General features: G+C 69.1%; 14 protein-coding genes and 1 pseudogene. 3 read left to right on the top strand and 12 right to left on the bottom strand.

Annotated elements, in window-relative coordinates:
• Positions 1–136: 136 nt before the first annotated feature.
• Positions 137–2,236, top strand: a complete 2,100-nt coding sequence (gene ligA, locus IO20_RS0113460) for an NAD-dependent DNA ligase LigA (protein ID WP_211270367.1) — start codon at positions 137–139, stop codon at positions 2,234–2,236.
• Between the two features lie 135 nt (positions 2,237–2,371).
• Positions 2,372–3,367, top strand: a complete 996-nt coding sequence (locus IO20_RS0113450; protein ID WP_030552393.1) for a hypothetical protein — start codon at positions 2,372–2,374, stop codon at positions 3,365–3,367.
• Between the two features lie 165 nt (positions 3,368–3,532).
• Here the strand turns inward: IO20_RS0113450 and IO20_RS0113445 are convergent, their stop codons facing one another.
• From IO20_RS0113445 to IO20_RS0113415, 7 genes are all read right to left on the bottom strand, one after another.
• Positions 3,533–4,138, bottom strand: coding sequence for a GOLPH3/VPS74 family protein (locus tag IO20_RS0113445; RefSeq protein ID WP_030552395.1), 606 nt, complete (start codon positions 4,136–4,138; stop codon positions 3,533–3,535).
• Positions 4,139–4,312: 174 nt separating this feature from the next.
• Positions 4,313–5,515 (bottom strand): cytochrome P450, encoded by a 1,203-nt coding sequence (locus IO20_RS0113440; RefSeq protein ID WP_030552398.1) that lies wholly within the window; start codon positions 5,513–5,515, stop codon positions 4,313–4,315.
• A 537-nt stretch (positions 5,516–6,052) separates the two neighbouring features.
• On the bottom strand, positions 6,053–6,334 hold the full coding sequence (locus IO20_RS0113435) for a DUF427 domain-containing protein (protein ID WP_030552400.1): 282 nt from the start codon (positions 6,332–6,334) through the stop codon (positions 6,053–6,055).
• A gap of 420 nt (positions 6,335–6,754) precedes the next feature.
• Positions 6,755–8,272 (bottom strand): hypothetical protein, encoded by a 1,518-nt coding sequence (locus tag IO20_RS0113430; protein ID WP_030552404.1) that lies wholly within the window; start codon positions 8,270–8,272, stop codon positions 6,755–6,757.
• Between the two features lie 161 nt (positions 8,273–8,433).
• Entirely contained in the window at positions 8,434–9,168 is a 735-nt protein-coding gene (locus tag IO20_RS0113425) for a DUF4839 domain-containing protein (RefSeq protein ID WP_030552407.1), read from the bottom strand.
• 195 nt (positions 9,169–9,363) lie between these two features.
• The gene (locus IO20_RS0113420) at positions 9,364–10,767 is read right to left on the bottom strand and encodes a S1 RNA-binding domain-containing protein (protein WP_030552409.1); all 1,404 of its coding nucleotides are present in this window, start codon (positions 10,765–10,767) and stop codon (positions 9,364–9,366) included.
• A gap of 158 nt (positions 10,768–10,925) precedes the next feature.
• The gene (locus tag IO20_RS0113415) at positions 10,926–11,963 is read right to left on the bottom strand and encodes a hypothetical protein (protein ID WP_030552411.1); all 1,038 of its coding nucleotides are present in this window, start codon (positions 11,961–11,963) and stop codon (positions 10,926–10,928) included.
• 117 nt (positions 11,964–12,080) lie between these two features.
• Here IO20_RS0113415 and IO20_RS38035 point away from each other — a divergent pair.
• A pseudogene (locus tag IO20_RS38035) lies at positions 12,081–12,787 on the top strand (transposase); the annotation flags it as partial.
• A 152-nt stretch (positions 12,788–12,939) separates the two neighbouring features.
• Here IO20_RS38035 and IO20_RS0113405 read toward each other — a convergent pair.
• The 5 genes from IO20_RS0113405 to IO20_RS41360 all read right to left on the bottom strand — a co-directional run bounded on the left by IO20_RS0113405 (position 12,940) and on the right by IO20_RS41360 (position 17,275).
• On the bottom strand, positions 12,940–13,326 hold the full coding sequence (locus tag IO20_RS0113405; RefSeq protein ID WP_030552413.1) for a nuclear transport factor 2 family protein: 387 nt from the start codon (positions 13,324–13,326) through the stop codon (positions 12,940–12,942).
• 631 nt (positions 13,327–13,957) lie between these two features.
• A complete protein-coding gene (locus tag IO20_RS0113400) occupies positions 13,958–14,425 on the bottom strand; it encodes a DUF5959 family protein (RefSeq protein WP_245684937.1) in 468 nt (155 codons plus the stop codon).
• A gap of 97 nt (positions 14,426–14,522) precedes the next feature.
• Positions 14,523–14,819, bottom strand: a complete 297-nt coding sequence (locus IO20_RS0113395; RefSeq protein ID WP_030552421.1) for a hypothetical protein — start codon at positions 14,817–14,819, stop codon at positions 14,523–14,525.
• Positions 14,794–15,276, bottom strand: coding sequence for a DedA family protein (locus tag IO20_RS0113390; protein ID WP_030552423.1), 483 nt, complete (start codon positions 15,274–15,276; stop codon positions 14,794–14,796). The genes IO20_RS0113395 and IO20_RS0113390 overlap by 26 nt, the downstream gene beginning before the upstream one ends.
• 1,426 nt (positions 15,277–16,702) lie before the next feature.
• Complete coding sequence (locus IO20_RS41360) at positions 16,703–17,275, bottom strand: hypothetical protein (RefSeq protein WP_063761415.1); 573 nt, start codon at positions 17,273–17,275, stop codon at positions 16,703–16,705.
• Between the last annotated feature and the right edge of the window lie 540 nt (positions 17,276–17,815).

Below are 17,815 nucleotides of genomic sequence, written 5' to 3'. Positions count from 1 at the left end.
CGTTGCCCCCGCTGCACCAACCGTTCACCCTGTGGTGCGCGTCACGCACGGGAATCCGGACGGCGGGAACGCGAGCCAGGACCGCACGGAATCGGCTCCGCCCCTCGATGTCAGACCCTCGCGAGAGGATCACCTCATGACGACCTCCCACGCCGATGAGGCGCTGTCCACCCTGCCCACCTTCCCCGCCCCGTCCAGCCGTGCCGAGTACGAGGCCGCGCTGAAGCGCCTGCACGACGCCTCGCGGTCCTATTACGGAGACGGCGACAGCGTCCTGGACGACACCGCCTACGACCGGCTCCGGCTGGCCGTCCTGGCCTGGGAGGAAGCGAACCCCGCCGAGGTCGCCCCCGACTCGCCGACCGGACTGGTCGCCGACGGCGCGGCGCCGGTCGGCGACGTCGAGCACACCTCCCGGCTGCTGAGCCTGGACAACGTCTTCGACGCCGAGGGGTTGGTGGCCTGGGGCGCCTCCGTCCAGCGTCGCCTGGGCCGCGCTCCGGCCGGTGGGTTCACCGTCGAACCCAAGATCGACGGCGCGGCCGTGGCGGCCAGGTACCGGGAGGGCCGTCTGGTGCAGGTCATCACCCGAGGCGACGGCAGCCACGGCGAGGACGTCAGCCACGTCATCGGCCAGATCGACGGCCTGCCCGAGCGGCTCGCCGAGGCGGTCACCGTCGAGGTCCGTGGCGAGGTCGCCTTCACCCAGGAGCAGTTCGAGGCGGCGAACGCGGTCCGGACGGCCCACGGCGCCCCGGCCTTCGTCAATCCCCGCAACGGCACGGCGGGGACGCTGAGGGCGAAGGACCGCCCGTACCGGCTCCGGATGACGTTCTGGGCCTACGGTGTCGTCGAACTGGACGGCGTCGCCTTCCTCCCCGCCGGGTCGACGCACCACGACGCGCTGGTCGCCGTGGCCGCGGCCGGCGTTCAGACGACCGCGGCCTCCGCGGCGGGGCTCCTCGTCGTCCCCGGCCTCGCCGAGGCTCAGGCCAGGGTCGACGCGATCGCCGCGATGCGCGCGGAGCTGCCCGTCGGGATCGACGGCGTGGTCGTCAAGTTGAACGACTCCGCCGAGCAGGCGGAGATCGGCTTCGGCTCCCGGTTCCCGTACTGGGCCATAGCGGTGAAGCTGCCCGCGGTCGAACGGCAGACGGTGCTCCAGGACGTCGTCTGGGAGGTCGGCAGGACCGGGGTCCTCGCTCCCACCGCCATCCTCGCCCCGGTGGAGATCGACGGATCCACCGTCACCAGGGCCACCCTGCACAACCCGGCGGACATCCGCCGCCGCGACCTGCACCTCGGCGACACCGTGACGGTGTACAAGGCCGGCGACATCATCCCGCGCGTCCAGGCGGCCGTGGTCCACCTCCGCCCGGCCGGGGCGACGCCCGTACCGCTGCCCGAGGCGTGCCCGCGCTGCGGCGGCGAGATCAACACGGCCCAGGAGCGGTGGCGGTGCGCGCAGGGCACCTCCTGCGCCCTCCCGGCGCTCATCGAGTACGCCGCAGGGCGCGAGATGCTCGACATCGACGGCCTGGGCAAGACGTACGTGGCGGCTCTGGTCGAGTCAGGAGACGTCCGCGACGTCGCCGACCTCTTCACCCTGACGATCGACCGACTGACGGCCGCGTCGGGCAGCTCCAAGCGCGCCGCCAAGCTCGCCGAACAGCTCGAGGCCGCCAAGGCCCGTCCCCTCAGCCGTGTCTTCTGCGCTCTGGGCGTGCTCGGCACAGGACGCAGCATGTCCCGCCGTATCGCCCGGCACTTCGGCACCATGGACGCGATTCGCGAGGCCGACGCACTCGGGATGCAGGATGTGGAGGGGATCGGCCCGGAGAAGGCCCCGGTCGTCGTCGAGCAGATCGCCGCACTGGCCCCCGTCATCGACAAGTTGATCGCCGCGGGAGTCAACATGACCGAGCCCGCGGACCCGGCGGGAGCCCCCGGTGGACCGCTGGAGGGCAAGGTCGTCGTGGTCACCGGCAAGATGACGGGGCCGCTGGAGGGTTTCGGCCGGTCCGAGATGAACGCGCTGATCGAGAAGGCCGGTGGCCGCGCGGGCAGCGGTGTCAGTGCCAGGACGTCCATCCTCGTGGCGGCGCCGTCCGCGAACGGCAAGCCGAGCTCGAAGGCGGTCAAGGCCGCCGAACTCGGGGTCGAGGTCATGACGCCGGATGCCTTCGCCGAACTGGTCGCCGAGGGATCTCACCGGGAAGCGGGGGCAACCTTGTAGGGGCGTCGTGAGTCTCCTGATCGGTCACACAGTGATCGGACCTACGAGGAGATCATCATCACCGCGATACGCAAGACCCTGAGCGCCACCGCAGTCGTCTGCGCCGTCCTGGCGGGTTCGGCCGCCTGTGGCACGGTGGAGCAGCTGTCCGCCGGGAAGAAGCTGGACCAGGCCTTCGAGAAGCTGGGCAAGGAGAAGTCGATCTCCTTCGAGCTGGACCTGGACGTCGACGCCGCGACCCTGAAGCAGCTGGACGCCGAGTCGGAGCCGGAGCCGGGCGACGAGCTCCCCGACGAGGCCGCCGAACTGATGAGCGGCGCGAAGATCAGCGTCACGGTGGAGTCGAAGAAGCCGATCGACGAGTCCGAGGAGAAGGACTTCGTCGGCATGGCGATGAAGCTCAGCAACCCCGACGGCGACCTGGTCGAGTACCGGGTCGTCGGCGACCACACCTACATCCGGTCCGACGTCGAAGCACTCGGCAAGGCGATGGACACCCCCATGCCGCCCGCCGACGAGCTGCCCCCGGAGGCCGGGGGTCTCAAGAAGGTGCTGGAGGGCGAGTGGGTCAAGTTCAACACCAAGGAGATGGAGAAGATCGGCGAGGAGATGGGCCAGGAGCCCGGATCCGAGCCGGCGCCGGAGCCCTCGCTGGACGCCAAGACCCAGAAGAAGCTCCTGGACGCCCTCCGCGAGGTCATCGCCCGTGAGGTCGACTTCAAGACGGCCGGCGGCGAGGACGGCACCGAGCACATCACCGCGACGGCCCCGTTCCGCACCCTGATCACGGAGCTGATCGGCGAGATCCGACCGCTCACCGCGGACCTTCCGCCCGGCATGGTCCTGCCGTCGGACGAGGATCTGAAGGACGCCCCCGACACCAAGGTCACGGCTGACTTCACGCTCAGGAACGGTGAGCTGACCGAGGTGTACGTCGACCTCGCCAAGCTCGCCGAGAGCGCGAAGGTCAAGAAGCTCGGCCTGGTGCTGAAGATGAGCGCGGGCACCAAGCCGACGGCCCCGGCGGGAGCCACCGAGCTGAACCTCGACGAGATCATGAGCGGCTTCGCCGGCGTCATGATGCAGGACGCGGAGTTCGGCGAGAGCGGTCTCCCTGAGGAAGGCCTGTAGAAGGGGCACCACCGAGGACGCCGAGCAGGCAGACACACGACGGCACGGGCGGCGCGCACGTTCTGCGCGCCGCCCGCGCCCTTGCGGCGCAGGTCGCCGTCGCCCCGGCGACTCACACGGCCGCAGGCGGCACGCCGGCACGCGGCACGTCGGTGCCGGTGTGGCTCAGGGTCCGCGCCAGATGTTGGCGAAGGTCGCGTTCTCGATGGTTCGTCGCTGACGGGCGGCCTCGAGTTCCATCACCGCGTCGTGCGCGGCGGCCACCACGGCCGTCACCGCGTCGTCATCGAGGCGGGGCTCGTCGTCGGATCCCTCGTGCGAGATGCCCAGAACCGAGGCGAGGGCGGTCAGGACGGGCTCCTTCCGCTGCCAGCGGTCGGCCGCCCGGCGGTGGACGGGCGTATCGGCCGGCACCACGCGCTGCGGGCTGAAAGGCAGCCGGCCGCTTCGCTTCGACGCCAGGTCACCGTTCCCCTCGAGGTCGGCCTGGTAGGCGGCCGCGAGGTCCCGTCCCCGGCGCCACAGCCAGTCCTCGACCAGCTCGTGGGGCGGCTGCCGAACGAGCTGCGCCGCGGCCTCGGCGAGAAGTCGATCGTCCGGCGCCGACGCCCCGCCCGCCACGATGTGGTCCTCGTCCACGCTGACCACACCGGCACCGATGAGATCGACCAGCTCCGCTCCGGCGAGTGCGAGCGAGAGGTCACCCTGTCCCACCGCATGCTGCGGCGTCGGGCCGATGGCGATGATGAACAGGTCTTTCGCCGTGGTCATGAACGGCTCCCCTCGAAGACATCGACAAAGGTGCGTCCCCACCGGCTTTCCCGCACCAGGAACTGGCGGCGGCGAAAGGCCTGCACTCGCGCACGCCACAGAGTAACCGTGGTCCGTGCGGGACGACTTGGGGGAGCGGATCGATCCGCCGCTGCCGCAGGAGGAGCGACGGTTCTACCAGGTCACGGGGAGTGTCCTGGGCCCGCGGATGAGGATGTCGGTCTGCCAGGGGATTCGGTCGCGGGGGACCGACAGACGCAGGGTGGGCAGGCGGGCGGTGAGGGTCGACAGCAGTACCTCCGCTTCCATCCGAGCCAGCAGCGGGCCGACACAGAAATGGGGGCCGTTGCCGAAGGCCAGGTGCCGCGGGCCCTCGCGGTCGAAGTCGATGTCCCCTGCCTGCGGGTAGACGCGTTCGTCCCAGTTGGCGGCCACATAGGAGACGTATACGTACTCGCCTTCGCGGACCAGCGCTTCTCCGACCCGGACGTTCTCGGTGGCGATGCGGGGCTGGCCCACGCCGTGCTTGTGCGGCACCCAGCGCAGGAGTTCGTCCACGGCCTGGGGCACGGTGTGCGGCTCGGCGCACAGCCTGTCCCACAGGCCCTCGGTGGTCAGCAGGGCGTACAGCATGTTGGAGGCGTTGTTGCACACCGCGTGCCACCCGTTCAGACCGATGAGCGTGGCCAGCGCGAGCAGTTCCTCCTCGTCGATGGTCCCGCGGTCCATGGCCCGCACCAGCGTCGTCATGGTGTCGTCGCGAGGGTCGTCGCGCCGCAGCAGGGCAAGACGCAGAAAGTAGGCGCGACTGTCCTGCTTGACGCGCTCGGCACGTTGGGCGTCCTGTTCGTCGGACGCTCTGCTCAACAGGGTGTCGGCCCACTCGCGCACCTGGGCCTGGTCGGACTCCGGCATGCCCATGACCAGGCCGATCACGGCGAGGGGGAAGGGTGAGGTGATGTCGCGGACGAGATCGGCCGGCTGCTGCCTGTGCAGGAGCCGGCCGACCATGGCATCCAGCAGCTCCTGCACGCGCGGTCGCAGACGGTCCATCGCCGTGCTGCTGAAGGCGGGGGCGACAGCGGCCCGGATGCGAGCGTGGCCGGGCGGGTCGACGAAGCTGACCGCCCGGTCCAGCGGAATGGCGTGCCGGGTCATCTTGGGAACGGGACGGCCGGTGATGTCCCGGCTGAACCGCCGGTCCGACGTGACGAACCGCACGAGGTCGTAACTCGTCACGAGCCAGCACTCGCCCTCACCGTGAGGCAGCCGGATGCGCCGGACGGGAGCCTCACGGAGTGAGGTGCGCAGGAACGGGTCGAAGTCCAGCGCGGGGAGATCATCGACGTGATAAAGGGTGGCGGGCTCGCTGTTCACAGGTGCCTTTCCGGGTAAGGGCGACGCCAAGGCCACCCGGGTACGCCCTGAGGATGCCCTTTGCCGGACGGTATGACCCGTCCATACCCATACGGGTGAGACCACCGACTGGGGAGACCGAGCGCCAAGGGAGCAACCGAAGCCGCCGCCACGTCGCTTCCCTCCGCCGCCGACGACCACGTCCAGAACCCTCTGTGACGCCCTCGGAATGGTGGGCCCGGTGATGCTGTCGGCCAGCTACCGCACGAGCTTTGCCTCGAGGGCGAGGCGCTCCACTCCTCATCCGGCTGACCGTCCGCGAGATCCGGCGGGACGGGGAAGGCGCTCTGGCGGTGATCGGCTCACCTGACCGCCGCCGCAGCGCCAAGCCCAGCCGCCGATACTGACCGACGGGCCGGTGCGGCACCTACCACCCCGGCATCACCGCCCGGACTACGGTCGAGCCGGCCGCCCGTGCTCGGGGTGATGACGGCCACCGAGCGGGCCGTCGCCGGGCGCCTGGACGGCCGAACCGCTCCCGGGTCGTTCAACAACTGCTCAATCCACAACCTGGACGTCTTTCCAGAAGGCGACCCGATCGCGGACCATCTCGGCACCCCTCTGAGGGTCGGGGTAGTACCAGACGGCGTCCTCACTACGAACGCCGTCTATTTCCAGGGCGTAATAGGACGCAAGCCCCTTCCATGAACAGGTCGTATGCGTGTCCGAATCACGTAGCACGTCCTCGCGCAGCGCTGACCGGGGGAAGTAGTGGTTGCCCTCGACAACGACAGTGTCTTCGCTCTCGGCGATGGTCATGTTGTTCCAGATTGCTCGCATGGCCCCATGGTCATCGACGCGAGGCAGCAACGTCCCGCGGATACACCAAATTCCGGCCCTGGAGGTCCCGGAAGGCGACGCGTGGCTGGAGGCCTCGATGCGGGTGCTCGCCGAGGCCACCGACCGAGCTGCAGATGGGCCAGCGTGTCTTGCTGGGCCGTCCTACCCCCCCGCCCGGCATACCCGCCTCATCCGCGCGAACTGCTCGAAATCACCATCGAGTCCGCCCGATCCGAACCCGACCTCCACATCCGTCGCTGGGGCGCCGCAGCACACCGCGACGCATCCTGAGCCAGGTTTTCACTCCTTCTTGCAGGTACGGGACAGCCCCTGGCCAAGCTGACCGCTTCCTGATCGCCGCGAGGCGGACGACGACATCAGACACGAGGGCGTTGCGTTGGCGTTTGGCGGGCAGATCGATTACAGCTGGGGCACCAGATCCGACATCACGGCCAGCGGCAGCGACGGGTTGGCGGCTGCGGCTTGCACCACCTGCCAGTCGGTGTCGGTGAGCAGTTCCACGATGACTTGCGGCAGAAGGGCCGGGTGGCCGGCGGCCAGGGGCCGTGCCTGCGCGTCCGCCAAGCAGTTGCGCAGTGCCGCACCCGTCGCGTTGCGGTGCCGGGCGACCTCGCGGAAGGTCCTTCGTACCGGGGGTTCGTGCCGGGTCAGGTACTCCAGCAGCGCCGGGCTCGCGTCAGGGTTGGCCGCCACCTTGGCTATGACGCGGGTCCCGTGCCTGTCGACCATGGCGCGCAGCTGTGCTTCGGAAAGGCCTGGGCGTGAAGCGATGGACTTCACCACCTTCGCGTCGGTGTCGGTGGCGAGCGCGTCACGGATTCCAGTCGGCAGATCGCGCCGCTCGGCCACCAGCATGCGCGCGGCCGGGTTGGGGGACTGGGCCAACTCCTCAACCTCGGCCGGACTGGCGGCGGCGATTCGCGGCAGCAGGATGGCGCCGAGCTTGGTAACGGCTGCCAGGCGGATGAGCACGTCGAGCGGCACGCGCGGGTTGTAGGCGAGCCTGCGTTGCACGTCGTGGCCGCGGTCGTCGGCCAGCGAGCGGATCAGGTCGGCGCCGATCGCGGGATTCTCGGCGAGGTCGGCCCGGACACCGGGAACGGGGTCCACGGCGAGCCGTCGGTACACCTCTGAGGGCAGGCCGGGACGAGCGGCGAGCGCCGAGCGCAGCAGCGCTGAAGGATGGTCGGCGAAGCGGAACGCGGCATCGGCGGGGGTGGCCGGGTTCCTCAGTGCCGTCTGCTGCGTGTTGTGCACGGTGGACTCGTGGGAGCCGTCACACGAGGCGCCCGGCAGCAGATCGCATTCCGGCCGCGGGCACTGCGGCTCGTGTACGAACGGCGTCTCCTCGCGCTCGCAGATCAGACACCGTTGTGCGGGAGGCAGGCCCTCGCCGGTGAGCAGCGCCGCCAGCACGACCGGTGGCGTCGCCTCGTTGGCCGCCACCGCGCGCCGGACTTCGGCATGCGGATGCCGTGCCAGTCTGGCGGCGAGTGTCGGCGTGGCCCCCAGCGCGAGCTCCGCTACGACCCGTACGTCCGCGTCAGCGCCGAGCGTCTCCCTCACATCGGACGGGAGATCAGGACAGGCGGCAAGCTTCTCCCGGCGCTCGAGTACTGGATCTGTCGCGAGGAGAAACGCCCATTCCGGGCTGCCTGCACCCTCGTCGAGCAGGGCGAGGGCGGCGTCCGGCTGTTCGGAGGGATCGACGTCGGCGGCGGTCAGCCGGCCCGCGTACGCGAGCTGTGTAGCGCTCTCCTTGACGCGCGACGCCAGCGCGACCGCCTGCGCATGAGTGAGGTCCGCGCGATCGGCGAGGCCCGCGGCGAGGTCAGCGTCCGCGACCGCGATCAGTCGGTCGATCAGCTCGGGCGGCAGAGCGGCATTGGCGGACAGCCCGCACAGGACGTGGTTCACAGAGGGCATCCTGCCGAGGCTGGGACCGATCGGCTCGCGGTTTTCGGCACAGGTGTCAGCGAGCCGGCGCAGCGTCAAGCCCGAGGTGGCCTGTCAGGTTCCAGGGGTCAAGGCCGACGGCGGCCTGCTCGGGTCCGCGGTGTGACAGCTGCCCATCTTGGCTACCGGGTTTCCGTCGACACGGGGTCGAGGAAGAAGAGGCACTGGTTCGCGTTGAACTCGCCCACCTCGGCGACGAAGCGGAACGTGTCTCCCGCACGGACGGTGGCAGGGGTGTTCCGGCCGGTCAGCCTCAGGTCGACGACGTTGACGTCCTTGTACGTGAAGGCCGGGCCGATCTCTGTCCTCGGCCCCTGGTCGCCCGGGCCCAGGAGGAAGTCGTAGCGGGTGTCGTCGTCACCGTGGGGTGCCATGTGCACGATCGAGCCGTCGAAGGCGACCGTCTTGCCCTTGTACTTGGTCGCGAAGTCGGGGTTCGCGCTGTCGCAGGAGTCCGGCGTCTTCAGCAGCGCCGCGAACTCCGGGTTGATCTGAGGCGTGATCACCACGGCGGCAGCCGGCCTGGCCGCGGTCGGAGTCGGCGTAGCGGAGTGTTCTGCGCTCGACGCAGGGGCCGCCGTCGGCTTGTTCGACTCGTCCTTCTTCTCGCCCCCGTTCTCGAGGGCCGCGGCTACGCCGATGACGATGGCCAGGATCACGAGGCCGCCGACCGCGGTTCCGATCAAGAGAAGCGGCAGGGGCTTCTTCGGCCGGCGGAAGCCGAGGGTGGAGCGCAGCATGCCATGGGCCTGTTCCACAAGCTCCCAGCCGTCCTTCTGCATCTTCGAGATCACCAGGCCGTCGGTGCCGCGAACCGTCTGCACGGTCTTGTACTCGTACGTGATCTCGTCGGCCATGTGGCTCCGCGCCCCCTGAATGAACTGTTCGTACCAACTGGCTCGCGAGCATAGGGGACCCAGCGAAGAACTCAGCACCACCGACGCCACCCTCGGCCCGGGGCTCGCGATTCGGCCCGTGAGGCACTCCGGACAGCAACTCGACCTCGTTCCGCCTCACGAGAAGGCCAACCCGGAGAGCGCTGACCGCACCGGTCAGCGCTCTCCCGGCGCGAGCGCCTGTAGGTGGGAGAGAGTGATGCGGCGCCGTGGAGGGTCTACGTTCACGATCTTCACGGTGAGGATGTCTCCGACCTGTACTACGTCCTCGGGCCGGTCCAGGGGTCCTTCTGCCAGCTCGGAGAGATGCACCAGGCCTTCGAGGCCGTCCTCTCTGTCCTCGATACGGACGAAGGCGCCGAACGGGACGAGTTTGGTCACGAGGCCGTTCGTGATCTGGCCGACCTGCTCGATGAGCTGCGGCATCGGGTCCTCCTGCAATGCCTTCAGGGACAGCGGCACACACTCGCGGATCAGGTCGACATCGAGGATTTCGGCCGAGATCTTCTGGCCGACGGTGACGACGTCGGAGGGGTGATCGAAACGGCGCCAGGACAGTTCGGGAATGTTGATCATCGCGGTGAAGCCGCCGATGTCCACGAAGGTCACACCGAAGCCGGCGATCTCCGTGACCGTGCCGGTGCAGATCTGCCTGCGGTGGAGAGTCTTCAGAAAGGCCCAGTTCCGGTCACTCGGCGTCGGCTCGGTCCTCCACCGGGCGCGCAGGACGCCGTCGCTGTCGGGGAGCACCGCGGTGAACAGCGGGTGACGTTCGTCGAGGGCCAGGGGCAGGACCGTGGCAGCACGGGCGCCTGCCACCCGGGCGGCCAGCTCCTTGTAGTCGGACTCGTCGGCCATCGTGCTGGAGAGAGCCCCGTACTGGTCCTCCCACACGAACTCCACCGGACCTTCGTCGGGAAGAGAGGCGAGGACCGCCTCGACATCGGTGGACAGGTCAGGCCAGACGGTCAACTGGGCACGCGGGGTGAGGCGGGCGCGCACCGCATCGAGTGTGTCTTCGGTGAGGCGGTGCCAGCGGGAGGCATTGCGGAGGTACCCCTCCTCCAAGATCGCTGCTTGCCGCATGGCGATGGACCAGCGCAGACGGGCCCAGAAGTCCTCGTCGGCGGGCCGCTGCACGCCGGGTTCGTCGAAGTCCGCGTCGTAGGGCGAGGCTTCCAGCCGCTCCGGGAAGAGACCGAGAGCCCGGGCGCGGGCAACAGCGCCCTCGCGGAGCATGACCCTCACCAGCTCCAGACCGAGCGAGACGGGCACCTCTGCACCGTCGTGGAACCCGCTGAGGTCGGGTGGGAAGAGTCCGGCAAGACCGTGGCCGTCGACCGCCGGCTCCAGGCCGAAGTGGGCAAGGCCGGCGATCCCCGGCTCACGGATGACCAGACGGTCGATGCCGGTGTCCTCGGCGAAGGCGGCAATCGTTTGAAGATGGGCAGCCTCTACCGGTCCGTGGTCGCTGGTCGTGTCCTCAGCGCCGATGTAGTGGCCGGGTTCGTCGCGGTCGGCAGGGTCGTACTTGGTGATCCGATAGACGAAACGCGGCACGGTGCTCCGAAACCTGGTTGTCGACGACGCTTGCTCGGTGGGCGGCCTTGCGATCGGGAGCGTAGGGCGGGATGGGCCGGCGAATCGCCGCCTGCGAGGATGGCCAGCGGGATCACCTGCTGCGCCACGTATCCGTCACGCGCGTTCGGGGCGGCTGTTCAGGGAGCGTCGGCGAAGCGCACTCGCACGGCGAGGAGGTCACCCGACGGGTCCAGTTCGGCGGTCACAGGGAAGAACCCGTCGCCCCAGCTCGTCATCGCGCACAGCACTCGGGCATCACCGAGCTCCACGGATCCGGCCTCGACCGGCGAGGCACGTACCTCGCGCATGATCTGCCAGTGGTGGGAGTGCGGTCGGAAGTCCACGGCCATGCGCCGTCCGCTCTCGTCCTTCCATCTCGACAGAGCGAGTGCTCTGTCCATTGCCTCCGAGACAGGCAGGCCAGTCCATCCGCGCACACCATCCTCGCCGGGCTCGCCCAGTTCGGGTGCGGTGAACGTCGTGGCCGCTTCGTCCGCCGCAGCACCCCAGAACGCCACATCGGCCAAGCCGTCCACCGGCTCATCGTGCTGCCAGAGGTTCAGGGCGTCGACATCGCCGAAAAGCACACGTGCCCAGTCCACCCCTATGTCACCCAGGGACACTGACGACGCCACCTGGCCCTCACTCATGCGGATCGAGATCTCGGACCAGCATTCCCCGACACCGTCGCCGTAGTCGACCCGAGTAGCCAGCACGGGCAAGGGCCGATCCCGAGGTACGCCACCTACTGCCACGACGGGAACCCCGAACATGGAAAAGCTGCCACCGCCCTCTTCGCCTGTCCGGATGGCCCTGAGGGCATGCGCTTCCCGAACAGGCAAAGCCTCCAGTCGGGCGTCAAGGCCGACGGATCGGCAGTGCTCAGCGAAGGCCGCCTCGAACTCGGCGGTTTTCGAGGCGGGGATGTCATGGAGCCTGGAGCCCGGCTGCCGGTCAAAGGTCAGCACGGCTTCGGATGCGTCCGGGCCGGTGACCACGAAGTCAATGGCGCCCGCGACGTCGGCAGCCATCGCAGCGTCTTCTACACCCAAGGCAGCCGGATCGATGTCCGCCGGCGACCGGTTCCCGCTCCACAGCCCCAGGTGACCACCGTCGATGAGCACCAGGGTGCCGGACGGGCAACTGACGGTCCCCAGCTCGAACATCTCTTCCATGGCGCGCGAGTCTACGGCCCTTCGACGAGCCGTCCGCAGGTGGATGGTTCAGCTAGCGGACGGACACGGGGGCCTTGTGGCGCGCAGCCCGGGTGCGCACGTTGCCACGTACCGCCCTGTGTGCTTTCACGCGTACGCCGACAAGCTGCCCAGCGCACCAAGACCTGGAAGGAATCCACCGACCCCGACCGCGAGGCGAAGCTGGACCGGATCGAGCACGACCTGGACCGTTTCCCCGACCGGGTCTTCGCGTCCGACGAGTTCGGCCCACTCGGGATCCGGCCGAGCGCAGGCTCGGGCTGGGCCGAACGGAAACACTCCGACCGCGTGCCGGCCACCTACCACCGCACCCATGGAGTCCGGTACTTCCACGGCTGCCACTCGGTCGGCGACGACACGTTGTGGGGCGTCAACCGCCGCAAGGAGGGTGCCGCGAACACGCTGGCCGCGCTCAAGTCGATCCGCGCCGCACGGCCCGACGGCGCCCCATCTATGTGAACCTGGACAACCTGCCCGCCCACAAAGGCACCGACATCCGCCGCTGGGCTACAAAGCACAAGGTCGAGCTGTGCTTCACCCCGACCTACGCCTCTTGGGCCAACTGCGTCGAGGCCCACTTCGGACCGCGGAGGCAGTTCACCATCGCCAACTCCCACCACCCCAACCACACCGTGCAGACACGAACCCTGCACGCCCCTCTAGGCTGGCGCAACGCCAACGCCCGCCACCGCGATGCCCTGGCCGCCGAACGCAAGGAACGCGCCCGCATCCGAAGCGAGAAGGGCATCCGTTGGGGCGGACGCCGCCTCAACACCGCAGCCTGACCAACCGCGAACTTACACAGCCACAGCGCATCATCGGTCTGCTCGTGGCCAAGCGCGGACGACCGAAGCGTTGTGAAGATGATCTCGGCTGGGCAGACCCGGAGCCCGAACGGGGCCGGTTCAGGAGAAGGACGGCGCCAGAGGAGATTGACTCAGGAGGCGGACGGCTCGATCTCCCCCGCGAAGACGATGACCTGGTCGATGAGGCTCCGCCGCAGATGGACGACGTCCGTCCCCGCCAGGCGGGGGCCTCCATCCGGCGTCGTGAAGACCCACTGGTACCGGGCCCACTCGTCCGGCATGTCCACCGCCGAACAGCGCACCATCGTGCCGGTCCCCGCGGGGTGCCGCCGGATGTCCAGCACGAACCGCTCGACCGCCTCGATCCCCTCACTGCGGCCCAACGGTCCCCAGAAGACCACGTCCGAGGTGAGGGCCTGGGAGAGCAGCGCAGTCACATAGCTGTCGTCCGAGGCGTTGAACGCGGAGATGAACGTGTCGATCGCGGACCGCGCGGTCTCTTCCTGCTCTTCCTGCATGCACCAGTAATACCAGTCGCCTCGCGGAACGCGCTCGTCCCGTGAGCCGTCCTCCGACCACGGTGAACCATCCCGGTCACAGCACTATCCGATCCTCACGACGCAGACTGCTGGCGTGAAAAAGCGGGACTGCCTTCCCGGTGGACCCGCTGAGGGTTCGGCGCCGGGCACGGTCTCCCCTCCCGTACCCGACCGGCGCGTCCACGTGTACCCCGACACCAGCCCAGCTACGAGCAGATCGCCCTCCAGCTGACGGGCCACGCCCGCGCCGTGGTCGCCGACTTCCAGCACCAGGCAGGGCGGCTGCCGGGCGACAACCTGCCGGGGCCCCGCCGACGTCGTCCTGGAGGAAGCCGACCAGAGGCTGGCCGCCCCGCTCGAAGGCACCGCCGCCTGCGGCCGGAACCGTGACCGGGTGCCAAGCGACCCCCGTAGGACCGACCGGACCTCTCACAGCCCGCCGGAACTTCTTGAGACCCTTGCATGTGGCCGGACCACGAGCCCGGCATACCGCACGGCGCCCACCCCGACCTTGATCCAAACGAAACGCCCAGTCGACGTTTCGCTCGCCCTGTGGCGGCGCGACACTGCGGCGTGAACGCTTGCAGGGAAAGCGGCGAAGAAGGCTTCCTCAGATGCGGCGCATGGGCCACGCCTGCCGGACTCCGTCCAGTCGGCAGAGATGATCTTCGAGCCAGCCGTCGGTCAAATCGATGGTGACCTGAACCGTCGCCAGGGACATCGAGCGGTCGGCAACCGAGACCGTGGCGCGTTCGAGACCCTCTTCGAGGTCAATGTGCAGTTCAGTCGCTCTCTTGTTCTCCCTCCAGGCGATGCTTTCCCCAACGGCCAGGTTGTTGAGTGCCGTCTCCCAGTCAGTGAGGTCCTGCGGGAAGATCCAAGTCTTGATGCTTCCCCTGACGAAGGGGGTTTCGATACTGATCTCGCCGACCAGGACATCAGGGTGCGGGTCAAGTGCACCGATTTCTCGGCCTGTTACGCGAACAACAACGCTGTTGCCCCCGATGCCCCCCAAGTGGATCAAGTCCATCGGGCCGTGCGCTTCCATGCCAACTCCCGCCCTCGGGTTCACGACCACGGAAAACTACTCCACTGTCACCCGGTCCCGATGGGGCCAGGCAGATGAAGTGGGGTTATGCCTGCCTGGGGCCGGTTGGACACCGTGGTGACGGCGATCAGTGCGGCTGCCGCGTCACGCGGACGCGGAGCTCGTACGGCGTGCCGTTCCTGGTCGCCCAGGCCTGCTCGTGCCCGCCGTCGATGGAGATCTTCCTGCGGCGCCGGGTGTTGCGGCCGAGCCGCTGCTGGCCCTGGACCGTCGGAAGCGTCAGCATCCCGGCCGACAGCCGGAGCGTCTCCCCGTTGGCCGGCCCGGACTCCGGGGCGAGGACGGCGACTGGGGCGACGTCCTCGCCGACCGGTGGTGTGCAGCCTGCGGGGACGGGTTCACGCTTCGTCGGCCACGGTGTCACCAGACGACGGGACCGGCCTTCTTCTGCGGTACACCACCACCCCGCACACCGTGAGGAGGAGGACGGCCACTGCGGCCGCCCCGAGGGCCGTCCGCTCGGCGAAGAGCCTTCCCAGCACTTCGAGCGCGCCGAGCCCCACGGTCGCGTAGATCAGCGCCCAAGCCGCTCCGCCCACGAACAGAGCAGGGAGGTAGCGCGGCAACGGCATGCGCATGCTGCCCGCCAGAAAATTGGCGGCGGTCTGGAAACCGATAGTCAGGAAGGAGACGGCCACCACTGGCGCGCCCCACCGCTGGATCGCCCGTTCGGCGCGCAGGAACTTCGCCGAAGAGATCCGCCCGGCGAACCTGCTGCGCCGGGCACCAGTGCCGGCGAGCCACCCGACGGCGAACGTCCCTCCGGCGCGAAGCAGGACAATGACATACAAAGCTCCGGCCGTGAGTGCGACCTTATCCACGACGCCTCGTCCCGAGCGCCGGGCCACACCCCGAGTCCCCTGTCACGCGCATGGGCGTTCCCTTCCCGTCGGGCGCACGACACGAACGAGTCCGGTCGCCGTGTCTCACCTGCGCCTTGCCTCTGGCTGTTCTGTCGGCTGGTCCACCCTCCAGGCAAGGCCAGCCTAACCGAACGTGCATGCGGCGGATGCGGGCATTTGGTTACCGGAGGTACAGGGCGGCACCAGCGTGCCTCCGCCGCGGCGCTGCCTAGCCGTACGGGCCTGGAGGCGAAAAGTGGGAGCGGGACGGCATGGCCCCGGAATGCCATGCCATGAGAGCGCGGCGGTGATGACCGGCAGGCAGGGGCGCGCCCGAGGCACGCTATGGGGGCGCTGTCCCAGGCGTGCGGTTCGGCTGGACGGGGCAGGGTAGGTGACAGGGGTTGCTCGGCTGTCCTCAGCAGGACTTGGGATGACGCCGTCTACTCCCCTCTGCTGGAGCGTGAGGGTTCGTTCATTTCGTCGGGTTTGATGAACGGGACGCCTTCCGCGACACCTCGTAGCTGCTCCACGTGCCGTCTCAAGGCGCGGTGCGCGTTGTCGTTCCCCCGAGCGGCAGCACCTTGGTGATCCCGCCCGGCGACCGGTTCGGGGATCGGTCGTGATCGTTCGCCGGAAGGAGCCGTGCGGTCTGCGGCAGAGGTGACGCCAGGCGGTGTCATGGCAGATGACAGCACCAGTACGTTTCAGGCGGGCCAGACGGGGCTCATCGCCTGGATTCCACCCGTTTCTCGGCGAGAGCCGAATAGATGCGCTCGTCTACGCCGCTCTTTGATCTGCGGTGCGCGGGGTGTGGACGGCTCCCTGAAGTGCGGTATCTCGTTCCCGAGCCTGACACGCAGTTGCGGCGGCTCACGGAGGCGATCGCTGATCGTTGGCCCGAGGCACCGCCGGATGGCGGCCGGTTGGCAAGAGAGGGCGTCGTTCGCACTCGGAGAATGAAGCAGGTCAGAGGCTTGGCTGGTCCGCTGCCCTTCGGGGCGGCGGCGGACCAGCAGGAGCTCCGGTGTCAGCTTGCTGCAGCGAACTCGGCGCGTGCTCGGGTGCCGGCGAGGCGGTCGCCGATTTCCTGGACGCGTTGCGTGAGGAGTACGTGACACGGCAGTAGGGCGGAACGCTCCCGGGCCCGCCGGGGGATCTGCGCGTCGGCGGCCGTCGGGGGTCCTTCGCTCATCGTTGTCACACGCCGCGGCAGCTCACACCACGATGCCGACGTGGCCGACCTCAACACCACACCCGCGCAGGCCTGACCGTGCAAGGCGGTGAACGGGGCGCGGGGCCGCCGCCGCCCACCTTCTTCGCTGTGCGAGCGCACCAGGCCGTCGTCGCCGGCGGGGAGCCCGCAGAACGGTGGAGCCGGCAGTGCCCCGAACGGGCCGACCGGTCACGCGGCCGGCGTCCGGCTCCGCGGAGGTTCGGTGGAAAGCAGTGCCCAGATCCTGCGGCCTTCATCGGAGGCATCAGTGCCACAGCTGACGGTGCCGGCGACGGAGGCGAGGGAGGCCAGCATGGTCTGGTCGGGTTCAGCCTCGGTATGGCTGAGGACCACGACGAGGACCATGCCGTCCTGGTCGGCCAGGTGAACGCTGACACGCTTGCCCGCGTCCTTCACGGCCGTGTCGACGAGAAGCCGTACGCACTCCTCCAGCAGGCTGTCCCGGGGGTGGCTGTACTTCCAGCCACGCACGGTTTGCGTCACGTTGCGGACCGCCTTGCCGGCTGCCCAGGAGTCCGTGGGGAAGACCCAGTTACTGACTCGCCGGTTCCTGACGGCCATGCGCGGGCGCCGGGTCTCGACGCGGGCCTGGCGCGGCCCCGGGAGGGGGAGCGCCGCGTGGACGGACTTCTTCTTCGGCTCGGGCCGGGGGAGCTCGACCGGCTTCTTCTGCGGAGGCGGGGTCCGAGGCGGATAACTCGGTGGGACCTTCGGGCCCTTGTTCTCCGTCGGCTCGTTCAACGGAACCTCCTCGTACTGTCTGATGCCCCTACCCATCGTGGCAGCAGTTCATGGATGCCGGTTGCCACTTCGCTCCATTCGTCCCAGCCCGCCGGGCCTTCCCCACCCAGGCACTCACGGCTCCAGAACGCCCCGAGCCCGGGCCCGGTCACATGTGCTGCCCCAGGAGCATCGGCACAGCCGTCGGCGCGGAGACGGATCTGGAGCCACGGTGGCCCGGCGGAGTGTCCGCCCTGTCGCGCATGGCGTCGACGTCGGCGTCCGATTCGAACGCGATGAGCAGATGACTCAAGCCGTCTTCCAGGCCCCGTTCTGCGGGCGCGGCGAACTCTACGCGCCGCCGCGGCGAGCGCTCGCGGGCGCTCGACACCCACCTCACGCTGCCAGAGGCACCGCACCACCCGGACCTGCTGCCCGCCCCAAACCTGCGGTGGGCTTTCCGGCGGTGGGGCCAGGACAGTCCACTGCGCCCCGCGGCGCTGGCGGGTCGGACCCGTCTGCAGGGCCTCGCAATCGAGCCTCCCGGGTGAGTCACACCGG

Origin of the sequence: Streptomyces exfoliatus (assembly GCF_000725545.1) — a bacterium.
GTDB classification, from domain to species: domain Bacteria; phylum Actinomycetota; class Actinomycetes; order Streptomycetales; family Streptomycetaceae; genus Streptomyces; species Streptomyces exfoliatus.
The sequence above is the reverse complement of the archived record's forward strand: the minus strand, read 5'-3'. Positions and strand labels throughout refer to the sequence as shown.